A 14,352-nucleotide genomic window follows, 5' to 3' on the forward strand; every position below is an offset into this window, starting at 1 on the left:
CACATCACGCCCCATGCCGGCACGGTCTCCTGGCGACTACGCGCCATGGGCGCATGACCCGCCGAACCGGGGGCAGAAGCACCAACGCTCCCCCCACGGGACGACACCCGGCCCCGCCATCCTCCCCCCGGTGGCGGCCAGGGCCGGAACACGGCTCGGCCCCCGCGCCCAGGGACTCCTGGGCGCGGGGGCCGAGCACTGCCGACCGGGGTCCGCGTCAGCCTTCGACGCCGAGCCTCTCCAGGATCAGTTCGCGTACGCGGGCCGCGTCCGCCTGGCCACGGGTCGCCTTCATGACCGCGCCGACCAGGGCTCCGGCCGCGGCCACCTTGCCGCCGCGGATCTTGTCCGCGATGGCGGCGTTGGAGGCGATCGCCTCGTCCACCGCGGCACCCAGCGCACCCTCGTCGGAGACGACCTTCAGGCCCCGCTTCTCGACGACCGTGTCCGGGTCGCCCTCGCCCGCGAGGACACCCTCGAGACACGAGCGGGCCAGCTTGTCGTTGAGGTCGCCGGACGCGACGAGCTCGGTCACCCGGGCCACCTGCGCCGGGGTGATGGGCAGCGCGTCGAGCGACGTGCCCGACTCGTTGGCGTTACGGGCCAGCTCGCCCATCCACCACTTGCGGGCCTGGTCGGCCGGGGCGCCCGCCTCGGTCGTGGCGACGATCAGGTCGACCGCGCCCGCGTTGAGGATGGACTGCATGTCGTGCTCGGAGACGCCCCACTCCTCGCGCAGCCGGTTGCGGCGCACCCGAGGCAGCTCGGGCAGCTCCTTGCGGAGTTCCTCGACCCACTCGCGGGACGGGGCCACGGGTACGAGGTCGGGCTCCGGGAAGTACCGGTAGTCCTCGGCCTCCTCCTTCACACGGCCGGACGTCGTGGAACCGTCGTCCTCGTGGAAGTGGCGGGTCTCCTGGATGATCGTGCCGCCCGCGTTCAGCACGCCCGCGTGGCGGCTGATCTCGAACCGTACGGCCCGCTCGACCGAGCGCAGCGAGTTGACGTTCTTCGTCTCCGAACGCGTACCGAACTTCTCGATGCCGTGCGGACGCAGCGACAGGTTCACGTCGCAGCGCATCTGGCCCATCTCCATACGGGCCTCGGAGACGCCGAGCGCCTTGATGAGCTCGCGCAACTCGGCGACGTACGCCTTGGCGACCTCGGGGGCGCGCTCGCCGGCACCGGTGATCGGCTTGGTGACGATCTCGATCAGCGGGATGCCGGCGCGGTTGTAGTCCAGCAGCGAGTGCGACGCGCCGTGGATCCGGCCGGTCGCACCTCCCACGTGGGTGGACTTGCCGGTGTCCTCCTCCATGTGGGCACGCTCGATCTCCACACGGAAGACCTCGCCGTCCTCCAGCTGGACGTCCAGGTAGCCGTTGAAGGCGATCGGCTCATCGTACTGCGAGGTCTGGAAGTTCTTCGGCATGTCCGGATAGAAGTAGTTCTTCCGGGCGAAACGGCACCACTCGGCGATCTCGCAGTTGAGCGCGAGGCCGATCCTGATGGCGGACTCGACGCCGATCGCGTTGACGACCGGGAGCGAGCCCGGCATGCCGAGGCAGGTGGGGCAGGTCTGCGAGTTGGGCTCGGCGCCCAGCTCGGTCGAACAGCCGCAGAACATCTTGGTCCTGGTGCCGAGTTCGACGTGCACCTCGAGCCCCATGACGGGGTCGTAGGCGGCGAGGGCGTCCTCGTACGGCACCAGCTCGGTGATGACGGTCACGGTGAAACTTCCCTCTCAGCCGAACAGGACGTCGTCGTCACCGACGCGCTTCAGCTCGCGCACCAGGATGGCGAGGCCGGTCGCGATGGCGGCGGCCGATACGACGGCGTCGATCAGCAGCAGCGTGTCGCTCTCGCCACGCGCCTTCCTCGCCTGCTTGACCACGCTGAGCGCGCCGAAGGCGGTGGTGCCGATGGACAGATACGTTCCGGCCCGGGACTTCTTGAAGCCCTTGGCCTTGGTCAGTGCGCTCACAGTGAGGGAGCCTCCTCCAGCAGCGGGTGGCCCCAGCGTGCCACGAAGGCGGCCTCGACGGCCGCGCCGACCGTGTAGAGGCGGTCGTCCTTCATGGCGGGGGCGATGATCTGGAGACCCACCGGCAGGTTGTCCTCCGGCGCCAGGCCGCAGGGCAGCGACATGGCGGCGTTGCCGGCCAGGTTGGTCGGGATGGTGCAGAGATCGGCGAGGTACATCGCCATCGGGTCGTCGGCACGCTCGCCGATCGGGAAGGCGGTGGTCGGCGTCGTCGGGGAGACGATCACGTCGACCTGCTCGAAGGCCTTCTCGAAGTCCCGGGTGATCAGCGTCCGCACCTTCTGCGCGCTGCCGTAGTACGCGTCGTAGTAGCCGGAGCTGAGCGCGTACGTACCGAGCATGATGCGGCGCTTGACCTCGTCGCCGAAACCGGCCTCACGGGTGAGGGCGGTGACGTCCTCGGCGGACCTGGTGCCGTCGTCGCCGACCCGCAGGCCATAGCGCAGGCCGTCGAACCGGGCGAGGTTGGAGGAGCACTCCGACGGGGCGATCAGGTAGTACGCCGACAGCGCCAGGTCGAAGGACGGACAGTCCAGCTCGACGATCTCGGCGCCCAGCTCCTTCAGCAGTTCGACCGACTCGTCGAACCGCTGCACGACGCCGGCCTGGTAGCCCTCGCCGCGGAACTGCTTGACGACACCTACGCGCATGCCCTGGACCGAGCCGCTGCGCGCGGCCTCGACCACCGGCGGCACGGGGGCGTCGATGGACGTCGAGTCCATCGGGTCGTGGCCCGCGATGGCCTCGTGCAGCAACGCCGCGTCCAGCACGGTCCGCGCGCACGGCCCACCCTGGTCGAGGCTGCTGGAGAACGCCACCATGCCGTAGCGGGACACCCCGCCGTACGTCGGCTTGACGCCCACGGTGCCGGTGACGGAGGCGGGCTGGCGGATGGAGCCGCCGGTGTCGGTGCCGATGGCGAGCGGCGCCTCGTACGAGGCGAGGGCGGCGGACGAACCACCGCCGGAGCCACCGGGGATCCGGGTCAGGTCCCACGGGTTGCCGGTCGGGCCGTAGGCGCTGTTCTCGGTCGACGACCCCATGGCGAACTCGTCCATGTTGGTCTTGCCGAGGATGACGACGTCGGCGCCGCGCAGCTTCTTCACCAGCGTCGCGTCGTACGGCGGCAGCCAGCCCTCCAGGATCTTCGATCCGACGGTGGTCGGCATGTCCCGGGTGGTGAAGATGTCCTTGAGCGCGAGCGGTACGCCCGCGAGCGGGCCGAGCTTCTCGCCCTTGGCCCGCTTCTCGTCGACGGCCCGGGCCTGGGCGAGAGCGCCCTCCCGGTCGACGTGGAGGAAGGCGTGCACCTTCTCGTCGACGGCCTCGATCCGCGCCAGGTGGGCCTCGGTGACCTCTACGGCGGTGAGCTCACCGGACGCGATCTTCTCCGCGATCTCGGCGGCGGTGAGCTTGATGATGTCCGTCATGTCAGTCCTCCCCCAGGATCTGCGGCACCTTGAAACGCTGCTGCTCCTGGGCGGGCGCGCCGGAGAGCGCCTGCTCGGGGGTGAGCGAGGGACGGACCTCGTCCGCGCGCATGACGTTGGTCAGCGGCAGCGGGTGGGAGGTCGGGGGTACGTCTTGGTCGGCGACCTCGGAGACGCGGGCGACCGCGCCGATGATGTCGTCGAGCTGTCCGGCGAAGTGGTCGAGCTCTTCGTCCTTCAGCTCAAGACGTGCCAGCCGGGCGAGGTGGGCGACCTCCTCGCGCGTGATGCCAGGCATGCAGCGATCCTCAGGGTGAGTGTGATGGTTTTGGCCCAATCCTATGGGGCCGGGCCGCGTGCCCGTTAAACGGTTTGCCCCGAGCGGCCTCCGCCCCTCCCCCACGGGCACGCGGCGAGGCCCGCGCCCCGCACCGCACCGGCGTCCCACCGGGACGCGCCCCGCACCCGGCATCCGGCCGGGGGGCGGCCGTGCGGGGTCGCCACCCGCAGGGGTGGGCGGCGTCCGAACGGCTCCCCTGCCGGGCCCGGGCCCACCTGCCCGAGGAGGCACGCCCGGAGGGGCCGCACCCCACCGCCCACCGGGCGTCCCGGGCCAGGCGCCGCCCCGGCGCGAACCGAAGAGGGCCCACCGCCTTGCCCGTTGCGCCCGCCCGCCCCGCCCACGACCGGGCGGCAGAAACAGACGGGGAAGCCCGACCGGCGATCGGCTGCCCACGGCGGAGAAGCGCGCGGCCCGGGGTTACTGCACCACCTGGTCGGCGCCCTGGGAGGCCGGGGGCGCCGGCGGCGTCGGGGGGAGCGCGCGCGGCGGGCGGTGCCAGCCGGCCTCACCGCGGGCGCGGAGCCAGGCCGTCGCCTCGGCGGGCGGCATCGCCGCGGCGACCAGCCAGCCCTGGACGGCGTCACACCCGAGATCCCTCAGGCGCTCCCAGGTCTCGTCGTCCTCGACGCCCTCGGCGACCACGAGGAGGCCCAGCGAGTGGGCCAGGTCGACGGTGCAGCGGACGATCTCGGCGTCCTCGTTGTCCACCGCGAGCCGTGCCACGAACGAGCGGTCGATCTTGAGCTCGCTCACCGGGAGGCGCCGCAGATGGACCAGGGACGAGTAGCCCGTGCCGAAGTCGTCCAGGGACATCTTCACGCCGTGCCCGGTGAGCCCCGCCAGGGTGTCGGCGGCGCGCTGCGGGTCCTCCAGCAGGACGTGCTCCGTTATCTCGAGCTGGAGCGCGCCCGCCGGTACTCCGTGGCGGGCCAGGCGCGCGGCGACCGCGCCCGCGAAGCCGGGGGTGTGGACGTCGCGGGGCGAGACGTTCACGGCGACGGGGACGTTCAGTCCCTGGGCGCGCCACTTGGCGACCTGGCCGAGCGCCGTCTCCAGGACGTACTCCGTGAGGTGCGGCATCAGCCCGGAGGACTCGGCGATGGCGATGAACTCGTCGGGCGGGACCTTGCCGCGTTCCGGGTGCACCCAGCGCACCAGCGCCTCCAGCCCGGCGACATGCCCGTCGAAGCGGACCTTCGGCTGGTAGTGCAGCTCGACGTCGCCGGCGTCCAGGGCGCGCCGCAGGTCGCCGAGGAGGCCGAGCCGGTCGGGGGTGTTGGAGTCGCGCTTCGACTCGTACACCTCGACGCCCGTGCGGTCGCGCTTGGCCTGGTACATGGCGACGTCCGCCCGCTGGAGCAGTCCTTCCGCGTCCAGCGCGTGGTCGGGGAAGACGGCGACGCCCGCGCTGGCCTCCAGGACCAGCGTCAGCCCGTCGAGGTCGAGCGGCGAGGACAGTTCGGCGGCGAGCTGCCGGGCGACCCGCTGGGCGCTGGTCGTGGAGTCGGCGACCGGCAGGAGTACGGCGAACTCGTCACCGCCGAGCCGGGCGGCCTCCGCGCCGCGCGGCAGCGCCAGCCGCAGCCGGTCGGCGATCTGGAGCAGCAGCCGGTCGCCCGCCAGATGACCGAGCGTGTCATTGACCGACCGGAAGCGATCCAGGTCGATCAGCACCAGAGCCGCCCTGACTCCCTCGCCCTCGGCCTCCTCCAGCGCGGACCAGGTCCGCTCCAGCAGCCACTGACGGTTGGGCAACCCGGTCAGCGGGTCGCGCAGTTGTTCCTCCGCCCGCGCGCGGGCGATCCAGAGCGTGGAGTCCAGGGCGATCAGCGGTACGGCGAACAGCGGCAGCATCACCGGCAGCGCGACGGCGACGACACAGATCAGCGGCGCGATGCCGAGCAGCGCGACCGCCACGAGCCCCTGCCGCAGCAGCGCCGTCCGGGCGGCGGTGGGCAGGCCGGCGCACTGCGGGGCGAGGGTGTACCACAGCAGCAGCCGGGTCACCACCAGATACGCGGCGGCCGCCAGCGCGACTTCCGGAACGGCCTCGATACCCCATTCGAGGGGCTGCCACGGCCGTTCGACCGTCGGCACGTCCCCGAACGCGGCGAGAATCAGGGCCGCCGCTCCTATGCCGAGGATGTCCGCCGCACCGTGCAGCAGCCCCTGCCGCCAGCGGTGCCGCCGCGCCGCGCCGACCAGGACGACGACAGCGAGGCTGACCAGTCCGGCCGGTACCCAGCCGTACAGGAGCAGCACGGCCAGGGTGAGCGCGGCGCCCGAGCCCGTGCCACCCCACCAGCGGTCGCGGCCGAGTGCGACGAGGTGGCCGACGATGATGCCGGTGAGCACGGCGAGCGACCAGCCGGCCGTGGCGCCGGGGAAGAGGGCGTTGCCGCCGCTCACGGCGCCGTACAGCCCTGCCGTGAGGACGAGGGCGGCGACGGTCATGACGACGTTCGGGAGCCTGGAGCCGATGCCCGTGCGGGCCGCGTACGCACGCGGCCGTGAGACCGGGGCGGCACTCTCGGTCGGTTTCATTCCGTCCCTCTCACAGCCGGCGGTGCCGTTGCCACGCGTTGGCCCGTTGTCATGCCGGCACGGCCGGAACCAGCCCCCGGCCGGGCACGACAGGCGCCGTCTCAACAGTAGGCCGCTGAAGGCTTCGACGGGCAGCGCTCTACTGGTCTTGCCCGAATGCGACCCGGCCACCCTTATCCATCTGGTATGCGCTGAACGGGTGACCTCCACGCGGCTTTCCCCGGCCTACTGTTCGAGCGGAACCGCCACCTCGCGAGCGGCGTCCGCACCCTGTTCCAGCAGCACACGGAAGCCGTCCTCGTCCAGAACCGGAACCTTCAGCTGCATCGCCTTGTCGTACTTCGAACCAGGGTTGTCACCCACAACTACGAAGGCGGTCTTCTTCGAAACGGAACCGGTCACTTTCGCTCCACGGCTCTGGAGGGCCTCTTTTGCGCCATCCCTGGTGTGGTTCTGGAGGGTGCCGGTGACGACGACGGTCAAACCCTCCAGGGGACGCGGCCCCTCGTCCTCGCCCGAGCCCTCCTCCTCCATCCGGACCCCGGCCGCCCGCCACTTGCGCAGGATCTCCCGGTGCCAGTCCACCTCGAACCACTGCTTGAGGGAGGCCGCGATGGTGGGACCGACACCCTCGACGGCGGCCAGCTCCGCCTCGTCCGCCTGCTCGATCCGCTCGATCGAGCGGAACTCTCGCGCCAGCGCCTCCGCCGCCACCGGCCCGACATGACGGATCGACAGGCCGGTGATGATCCGGGCCAGCGGCCGCTGCTTGGCCGCCGCGATGTTCTCCAGCATCGCCAGCGCGTTCTTGCGCGGCTCGCCCTGCTGGTTGGCGAAGATCGTGACGATCTTCTCCTCCCCCGTCTTGGGATCACGCTTCGGCAGGCCGCTGTCCTGGTCCAGGACGTACGCCCTGATGGGCAGCAACTGCTCGATGGTCAGGTCGAACAGGTCGCCCTCGTCCACCAGCGGCGGCTCGGCGGGCTCCAGGGGCTTGGTCAGCGCGGCCGCCGCCACATAGCCGAAGTTCTCGATGTCCAGGCACTTGCGCCCGGCGAGGTAGAAGAGGCGCTCGCGCAGCTGCGCCGGGCAGGTACGGCCGTTCGGGCAGCGCAGGTCGACGTCGCCCTCCTTCATCGGCCGCAGCGGTGTACCGCACTCGGGGCACTCGGCGGGCATGACGAACTCCCGCTCCGTGCCGTCCCGCAGGTCCGCGACCGGCCCGAGGATCTCCGGGATGACGTCACCGGCCTTGCGGAGCACCACCGTGTCGCCGATGAGGACACCCTTGGCCTTCACCACGTCCTGGTTGTGCAGGGTGGCGAACTCGACCTCGGAGCCCGCGACCGTGACCGGCTCGACCTGCGCGTACGGCGTCACCCGGCCCGTGCGGCCCACACCCACACGGATGTTCACCAGTTTGGTGTTGACCTCCTCCGGCGCGTACTTCCACGCGATCGCCCAGCGCGGCGCCCGTGAGGTGGAGCCGAGCCGGCCCTGGAGCGGGATCTCGTCGAGCTTGACGACCACGCCGTCGATCTCGTGCTCCACCGAGTGCCGGTTCTCACCGAAGTACGCGATGAACTCCCGCACCCCGGCGATGCCGTCGACCACCTTGTTGTGCCGGGCGGTCGGCAGCCCCCACTCGCGCAGCAGCTCGTACGCCTCCGACAGCCGGCCGATCTCCAGGCCGTCGCGCGCCCCGATGCCGTGCACCACCATGCGAAGCGGGCGGGTGGCCGTGACCTTCGGGTCCTTCTGGCGCAGCGAACCGGCCGCCGCGTTGCGCGGGTTGGCGAAGGGCTTGTCCCCGGACTCGACCAGACGGGCGTTGAGCTCCTCGAACTTCTCCATCGGGAAGTAGACCTCGCCCCGGATCTCGACGAGGTCCGGGATCCGGTCGCCCTTCAGCCGGTCGGGCACGTCCGAGATCGTGCGGATGTTCGGCGTGATGTCCTCACCCGTACGGCCGTCGCCGCGCGTGGCCGCGCGCGTGAGGCGCCCCTTCTCGTACGTCAGGTTGACGGCGAGGCCGTCGACCTTCAACTCGCACAGGAAGTGGTACTCCGAGGTGCCGACCTCCTTGGCGACGCGGTCCGCCCACCCGGCCAGCTCCTCGTCGTCGAAGGCGTTGTCCAGCGACAGCATCCGCTCGCGGTGCTGGACGGCCGTGAACTCCGTCGCGTACGACCCCGCGACCTTCTGGGTCGGCGAATCGGGCGTACGGAGCTCCGGATACTCCTCCTCCAGAGCCTCCAGCGAGCGCAGCAGCCTGTCGAACTCGGCGTCGCTGACGACCGGCTGATCCTTCACGTAGTACCGGAAGCGGTGCTCCTCGACCTGCTCGGCCAGCTGCGCGTGCTTGTCCCGTGCCTCCGCCGGCACGACGTCCTGCTGTTCGACAGCCACCGTCATTCCTCCCGTTACTGACGTCACTCAGGGTTGTCCGCGAGCGATCTCGCCGCCTGGACGCAGTGGGCGAGCGCGGCGCGGGCGTACGCGGGCGAGGCACCCGCCAGCCCGCATGACGGGGTGACCACCAGCGACTCGGCGAGAGTCCCCGGATCCAGCCCCAGCCTGCGCCACAGCGTCCTGACACCCATGACGCTACCGGCAGGGTCTGACAATGGAACGTCGGCCGACTCGACGACGCCCACCAACAGCCTCGTGCCTCCCTCGACCGCCTCCCCGATCTGCTCCTCGTCACGCTCCGTGAGCAGCCCGAAATCGAACGAGATACCCGCCGCACCGGCGCGCCGCAGCAGCGCGAACGGCACGTCGGGGGCGCACGAGTGCACGATCACGGGCCCGTGGCCGTCGTTCACCGCGACGATGTCGCGGAGCGCGCTCTCCACGACCTGCCGGTCCACCGCCCGGTACGTGCGGTAACCGCTCGCGGTCCGCACCCGTCCGCTCAGCACGGCGGTGAGGGAAGGCTCGTCGAGCTGGAGCGCCACCCGCGCGCCCGGCACCCGGCGCCGCACCTCCGCGAGGTGGGCGCGCAGCCCCTCCGCCAGCGAGGCCGCCAGGTCCCGGCAGGCACCCGGGTCGCCGAGGACCGCCTCGCCGCCGCGCAGCTCCAGGGCGGCGGCCAGCGTCCACGGCCCCACGGCCTGGACCTTCAGGAGCCCCTCGTACCCCTGGGTGAACTCCTCCAGGGCGTCGAGGTCCTCCCCCATCCACGACCTGGCCCGCCGCGTGTCACGGCCGGGCCGGTCGCTGACCCGCCAGCCGCTCGGCTCGACGTGCGCGTACATCTCCACGAGCAGCCCGATGGTCCGCCCGATCATGTCGGCGCCCGGGCCGCGCGCGGGCAGCTCGGCGAGGTACGGGAAGTCCTCGAAGGTGCCGGTGACCGTCCTGGCGGCCTCCCGCGCGTCGCCGCCCGGCATGGACCCGATCCCGGTGGCCGGACCCCAGCTGAAGTCGTCGTCGCTCATCGTCCGGGCCGCACCGTCAGGTCGTTGATCTCCGCGTCGCGCGGCAGGTCGAGGGCGGTCAGGATCGCCGTGGCGACCGACTCCGGGTCGATCCAGCGGGAGGCGTCGTACTCCTTGCCCTCCTGCTGGTGCACCTTGGCCTGCATGGGGCTGGCCGTGCGGCCCGGGTAGACGGACGTGACGCGTACGCCGGCCGCGTGCTCCTCGTGGCGCAGCGAGTCGGCGAGCGCCTTGAGACCGTGCTTGGAGGCGGCGTACGCGGACCACTCGGCGTGCGCGTTCAGACCGGCGCCGGAGTTGACGAACACCACGTGTCCTTGGGAGACGCGCAGCTGCGGCAGGAGGAGCCGGGTCAGTTCGGCGGGCGCGACGAGGTTCACCTCCAGCTGGCTCCGCCAGGCCTTGGTGGTGAGGTCGCCGACCCGTCCGAGGTCGACGACGCCCGCGATGTGCAGCAGCGAGTCGAGCCGGTCGGGAAGGGTCTGGTGGGAGAAGGCCCAGGAGAGCCGGTCGGGACTGGCGAGGTCGCCGACGAGCGCGCGGGCACCCGGGTAGGTGCCGGCCAGTTCCTTGGCGCGTCCGGCGTCGCGGGCCAGCAGGACGAGTTCGTCGCCCCGTTCGTGCAGGCGGCGGGCGACGGCCGCGCCGATGCCGGAACCCGCCCCGGTGATCATGTGTGTAGCCATACAGGCCATGCTCGCATCCGGACGGCGCCTACCGGATCCCGGCGCTCTCCTCCAGGTACGCGAGGGCCGAGACCCCGTCCTCTGCGAAGAACACCAGGTCGGTGAGCGGCAGTGGCAGGAACCCCTCGGCCTCCATGCGCCGGAACTGCTCCTTGAGCCCGTCGTAGAAGCCGGCCGCGTTGAGCAGCACCACCGGCTTGGTGTGCTTGCCGTGCTTCTTCAGCTCCAGGATCTCGGTCGCCTCGTCGAGGGTGCCGGTCCCGCCCACCATGATGACGACCGCGTCGGCCCTGGACAGCATCAGCGCCTTCCGCTCGGCCAGGTCCCCGGCGAACACCATCTCGTCGGCACCGGCCCGCGCCTTGGCGGCCAGGAAGTCCACGGACACGCCGACGAGCCGCCCGCCCGCCTCCTGGACGCCGTCCGCCACGACCTTCATCAGACCGGTGTCGCTGCCGCCCCACACCAGGCAGTGGCCACCCTTGCCGAGCAGCTCGGCGAACTCGCGGGCGGGCACGGTGTAGCGGTCGTCGAGGTCGGCGGCGGAGAGGAAGACGCAGATGTTCATGGCCGAACGGTACGGGGAATCACCCGCGCGGCGGGTCCGTTGAACCGGTTATGACGACGGGACACCGCATCACCATCGAGCAGGCCACCGATCACGTACGAGTCGTCCATGACGGGCAGCTGATCGCCGAGAGCCGGCGGCCGCTCGTCCTGCGCGAGACGGGCTGCCCCGCGCGCTACTACCTGCCCGCCGAGGACGTCCGAACGGACCTGCTCTCGGCGTCCGGCACCCACACGTACTGCCCGTTCAAGGGAACGGCGTCCTACTGGTCCCTGCCCGGGGCGAAGGACGCGGTGTGGGCGTACCCCGACCCCAAGCCCGGGGTCGCCGAGATCCAGAACCACTTCTGCTTCTACGAGGCCGAGGTGGTGTGACGGCGAGCGATCACGTTCCGCGCCCGGCGCAGGTCCGACTCGGCCTGGGCGACTGCGCGCGGGTTCCGAGCGGAACGATCACGCCGGGCGACGGCTCGCCACTGTTCCCGGTGAGCGGTGCGCCGCGCCCGGGACCCGGTGAGCAACGGCTCACCGCGCCGCCGGCCCGGAGGACGGGACGGGCGCCTCGGCGGACCAGAACGCGGAACGGACGTTGGGGGTGGGGATCTGCCCGAGTGGGTAGGCGGGGCCGTTGGGTTCGGAGGCGGGCTCGGCGACGTCCGACTTGGCTACGCAGGGGGTGATGACTTCGAAGTGAACTTGCCCCTTGTAGCCCACGTCCAAGGCCAGTTGGAACCCATCCGGAGACCTGGCGAAGATCGCTGGCATCTCTCGATCCCGGTTCACTGAAGTGATCGTGTAGCCGCTCTTTCTCCAGAACCGTTCGACCACACCGAGAAAGTTTCCCCGTCTTTGCTCCGAGATGATGGTTGTCACCGTCCTTCGGCGATTCACATTGCAGCTGCCCGCTGTGGTGACGTGGTGGGCCCAGTGGATCTCCGGCACGACAGCACTGAGCGTGGCATCCAGCATGGCATCGGCTTGCTCTGCGGCTTGCTGCATGTCCATCTTTTCAGCTCCTTTCCCTCCGGCGCTCCCGCCAGCGAGGCTGCAGCCAGCGACCAGTGCCCCGACCAAAAAAGTGACCGCTGGAGTTGCACGCCACACGCCTGTCATCGCCACCTCTCCGTAGTGATCTTCTCGGGTCTGCCGCCGACAATCCTGGCGATGTTGCTCGCTGATTCCGCGTCCAGTGTCGGGTCGAAATACTGGGAATGCGCGTCCATCAGCCCCAGCTGCAGCCCTTCCGAGGCGCTCACACCAGCGAGCGGAGGCCCGGGGTCGACCTTGAAGCGTTGTGCGCCGAAGGCCTCGCTCGCCGGATCCCTACCGAAGTAGTTGTCGTCGTTCCCCCGGTCGAAGACGTCGCCGTAGACAAGCGATCCGACTGGGCCGGCGAAAGCCATTTCGCCCTTCGTCGGGGCCCTGGTGACCAGGTCGTTGTCGGCCGCGCCGACGAAGACGTGGCTTTCGTCGACACCGAGATCCCCCGCTTTGTCGACGCCTACACCGGGGCTGCCGAGCAGGATTACGTCGTCGACGCCTGGGATGCCGCCGGATTGTTGGGCCGCCGTGCCAACGGTGTACGAGCCGTAGGAGTGGCCGATCGCCGTGAGGTGAGGGTCATGATTGGTGTTCGTGGCCTCCAGCCCCGCCATGAACTGGTTGTACGCAGGGGCTCCTCTGCGCGCGTCACCGTCACTCATGACGTCTGCGAGCTGAGGAGCGTCGTAACCCAGCCAGATGATGGAGGCACTGGACGGATCCACCCTCTGCGCCCCGACCGCCGTATCCCTGGCCCTCTTCATCGTGTCCTCGACGAACTCTCCGTTCAGCTTCGTGCCCAGGCCCGGTACGTACGCCGACACGTTCCGCGCCGTGTCCGGGTTGCCGTAGGCGACGATGGCGCGGCCGTTGCCGTCGTCGCCGATGCCCAGCAGGTACATCGGCGGGACGCTCGGTTCGCGGAGCTTGTCCTGGATCATGCGGAGCGCCTCGAGCTTCGTCCGCGAGTCGTCGTCGTTCCGCCGCGCCAGCTCGTCGATGAGCACCGGCAGGTAGTTGCGGTTGGCCTCGTCGCGTACCGCCGCCGGGATGCCGTCCAGGCCGCCGATGAGGTCAGGGGCGATGTCGATGTACTCGCGGCGCTGCTCCTCGGGGAGGCCGTCCCACCAGGCCTTGACGTCGGCCGGGGACCTGTCGGCGGGGATCCCGGCGCCGAGGTGCCCTCCCGTCACGGCACGGACGCCCGCGGTGTCTCGGGCGGCGTCCGCGAGGGTGGACGCGGTGACGTCGAGGCCCTTCTCCGCCTTGAGCCGGTCCAGCGTCGCGGCGTACTCGCGGTCGATGTCGGCCGCCGCACGGACGGCGCGTGCGATGCGGTCCGCGATGGCCTGGGCCTTCTCCGCGTTCGGGTTGAGCGGCTTCACGGCCGGGGCCGGACCGGCCAGGGCCGGTGCCCGGTCCAGGGGGAGACGTCCGTCGCCATGGGCGCGGCCGCCCGGGGTGCGGGTATCACCCGCAAGGGTGGGCGTGGTGGCGGCCGGGAAGCTGACGGAGCCGTCCTCGTGGACGGTGAACCGCAGCTCGGCCGCCTCGTCCAGGGCCTGCCGCAACTGCCGCTGCGGCTCCGCCAGATCGGCCGCCAGGGCGTTCAGGGTGGTCCGGATGAGGCCGCACTCGGTGTGCAGGTACTGGTAGTTGCGGCTCAGCCGCTGGAGGCGTCCGAGGACCGCCGCGGCGGACCGGCTCTCCTGCGTCTCCCGCAGCCGGGCCGCCATCAGGCGGTCCACGCGGACGCGGTCCGAGCGGGACCGGCCGGAGACCTCGTGCCACGCGTCGCCCGCGCCCTCCAGCACCGTCGGCTTGAGGTCCCGCAGGGCGCGCCAGGTGAGGGTGGTGCCGCTCACCGGCGTCCACCGTCCCGCTGGGCACCCTCCAAGGAGTGCCCCACCGCCGTGTCGGTCTCGCCCATCTCCTTGGCGACCTTCGACAGGGCGCCGGTCAGGTACGCGCACTCGTCCCGTACCGCGGCGAGGCGCTCCTCCCAGGAGGCCAGTACGGCCCGTAAGGAGGCCACGGACGTCAGGCCGGCTCCCGCGGCACCGAGTCCCTCGTGGCCGGTGCCGAGCGAGCGGCGACCGGTCTCGGTCCGCACGCGCAGCTCGTCCGCGGTGCCGGACGCGCCGGTCCAGGGTCCGCCGCTGTGCTTCAGCACGCCGCGCCCCGGCGCGAGGTCCAGCAGTTCCTGCCACCGCTGCGTATGGGTCACGTACGCCATCCCCCGCACGTCGAAGGTCAC

The 14,352-nt window shown here is 71.2% G+C and carries 13 protein-coding genes; 1 reads left to right on the plus strand and 12 read right to left on the minus strand.

What is annotated here, in order from left to right; all coding sequences use genetic code 11:
- Window positions 1-217 precede the first annotated feature (217 nt).
- The 9 genes from gatB to ABD347_RS21645 all read right to left on the minus strand — a co-directional run bounded on the left by gatB (window position 218) and on the right by ABD347_RS21645 (window position 11,055).
- A complete protein-coding gene (gene gatB, locus ABD347_RS21605) occupies window positions 218-1,729 on the minus strand; it encodes an Asp-tRNA(Asn)/Glu-tRNA(Gln) amidotransferase subunit GatB (RefSeq protein ID WP_344363821.1) in 1,512 nt (503 codons plus the stop codon).
- A gap of 15 nt (window positions 1,730-1,744) precedes the next feature.
- Window positions 1,745-1,984, minus strand: coding sequence for a hypothetical protein (locus ABD347_RS21610; protein WP_344363824.1), 240 nt, complete (start codon window positions 1,982-1,984; stop codon window positions 1,745-1,747).
- Window positions 1,981-3,474 (minus strand): Asp-tRNA(Asn)/Glu-tRNA(Gln) amidotransferase subunit GatA, encoded by a 1,494-nt coding sequence (gene gatA / locus ABD347_RS21615; protein WP_344363826.1) that lies wholly within the window; start codon window positions 3,472-3,474, stop codon window positions 1,981-1,983. The genes ABD347_RS21610 and gatA overlap by 4 nt, the downstream gene beginning before the upstream one ends.
- Window position 3,475: 1 nt before the next feature.
- Window positions 3,476-3,772 carry an Asp-tRNA(Asn)/Glu-tRNA(Gln) amidotransferase subunit GatC gene (gene gatC, locus ABD347_RS21620; RefSeq protein WP_016642027.1) on the minus strand — a complete coding sequence of 99 codons (297 nt, stop codon included), beginning with the start codon at window positions 3,770-3,772 and terminating at the stop codon, window positions 3,476-3,478.
- Between the two features lie 462 nt (window positions 3,773-4,234).
- Window positions 4,235-6,361 (minus strand): putative bifunctional diguanylate cyclase/phosphodiesterase, encoded by a 2,127-nt coding sequence (locus tag ABD347_RS21625; RefSeq protein ID WP_425575731.1) that lies wholly within the window; start codon window positions 6,359-6,361, stop codon window positions 4,235-4,237.
- Window positions 6,362-6,586: 225 nt separating this feature from the next.
- On the minus strand, window positions 6,587-8,770 hold the full coding sequence (gene ligA / locus ABD347_RS21630; RefSeq protein ID WP_344363829.1) for an NAD-dependent DNA ligase LigA: 2,184 nt from the start codon (window positions 8,768-8,770) through the stop codon (window positions 6,587-6,589).
- A gap of 23 nt (window positions 8,771-8,793) precedes the next feature.
- Window positions 8,794-9,801 carry a methionine synthase gene (locus ABD347_RS21635; protein ID WP_344363830.1) on the minus strand — a complete coding sequence of 336 codons (1,008 nt, stop codon included), beginning with the start codon at window positions 9,799-9,801 and terminating at the stop codon, window positions 8,794-8,796.
- Window positions 9,798-10,487: an SDR family oxidoreductase gene (locus tag ABD347_RS21640; protein WP_344363831.1), complete on the minus strand. Its 690-nt coding sequence runs from the start codon at window positions 10,485-10,487 to the stop codon at window positions 9,798-9,800. The genes ABD347_RS21635 and ABD347_RS21640 overlap by 4 nt, the downstream gene beginning before the upstream one ends.
- Before the next feature lie 28 nt (window positions 10,488-10,515).
- Window positions 10,516-11,055 carry an LOG family protein gene (locus ABD347_RS21645; protein WP_344363833.1) on the minus strand — a complete coding sequence of 180 codons (540 nt, stop codon included), beginning with the start codon at window positions 11,053-11,055 and terminating at the stop codon, window positions 10,516-10,518.
- A 50-nt stretch (window positions 11,056-11,105) separates the two neighbouring features.
- Between ABD347_RS21645 and ABD347_RS21650 the strand changes: the two genes are divergently transcribed.
- The gene (locus tag ABD347_RS21650; protein ID WP_344363835.1) at window positions 11,106-11,429 is read left to right on the plus strand and encodes a DUF427 domain-containing protein; all 324 of its coding nucleotides are present in this window, start codon (window positions 11,106-11,108) and stop codon (window positions 11,427-11,429) included.
- 150 nt (window positions 11,430-11,579) lie between these two features.
- Here ABD347_RS21650 and ABD347_RS21655 read toward each other — a convergent pair whose 3' ends face one another.
- The 3 genes from ABD347_RS21655 to ABD347_RS21665 all read right to left on the minus strand — a co-directional run bounded on the left by ABD347_RS21655 (window position 11,580) and on the right by ABD347_RS21665 (window position 14,322).
- Entirely contained in the window at window positions 11,580-12,059 is a 480-nt protein-coding gene (locus tag ABD347_RS21655; protein ID WP_344363838.1) for a hypothetical protein, read from the minus strand.
- Window positions 12,060-12,163: 104 nt separating this feature from the next.
- On the minus strand, window positions 12,164-13,960 hold the full coding sequence (locus ABD347_RS21660; protein ID WP_344363840.1) for an alpha/beta hydrolase: 1,797 nt from the start codon (window positions 13,958-13,960) through the stop codon (window positions 12,164-12,166).
- Window positions 13,957-14,322: a hypothetical protein gene (locus tag ABD347_RS21665; RefSeq protein WP_344363842.1), complete on the minus strand. Its 366-nt coding sequence runs from the start codon at window positions 14,320-14,322 to the stop codon at window positions 13,957-13,959. Before ABD347_RS21665 ends, ABD347_RS21660 begins: the two co-directional genes overlap by 4 nt.
- Window positions 14,323-14,352: the final 30 nt, after the last annotated feature.

Source organism: Streptomyces gobitricini, from assembly GCF_039532985.1.
GTDB classification, from domain to species: Bacteria; Actinomycetota; Actinomycetes; order Streptomycetales; family Streptomycetaceae; genus Streptomyces; species Streptomyces gobitricini.

Coding starts and splice junctions, on each gene's coding strand:
- gatA (WP_344363826.1), bottom strand. CDS start 3,474: ATGACGGACATCATCAAGCTCACCGCCGCCGAGATCGCGGAGAAGATC.
- gatC (WP_016642027.1), bottom strand. CDS start 3,772: ATGCCTGGCATCACGCGCGAGGAGGTCGCCCACCTCGCCCGGCTGGCA.
- ABD347_RS21625 (WP_425575731.1), bottom strand. CDS start 6,361: ATGAAACCGACCGAGAGTGCCGCCCCGGTCTCACGGCCGCGTGCGTAC.
- ABD347_RS21635 (WP_344363830.1), bottom strand. CDS start 9,801: ATGAGCGACGACGACTTCAGCTGGGGTCCGGCCACCGGGATCGGGTCC.
- ABD347_RS21640 (WP_344363831.1), bottom strand. CDS start 10,487: ATGGCTACACACATGATCACCGGGGCGGGTTCCGGCATCGGCGCGGCC.
- ABD347_RS21645 (WP_344363833.1), bottom strand. CDS start 11,055: ATGAACATCTGCGTCTTCCTCTCCGCCGCCGACCTCGACGACCGCTAC.
- ABD347_RS21650 (WP_344363835.1), top strand. CDS start 11,106: ATGACGACGGGACACCGCATCACCATCGAGCAGGCCACCGATCACGTA.
- ABD347_RS21655 (WP_344363838.1), bottom strand. CDS start 12,059: ATGGACATGCAGCAAGCCGCAGAGCAAGCCGATGCCATGCTGGATGCC.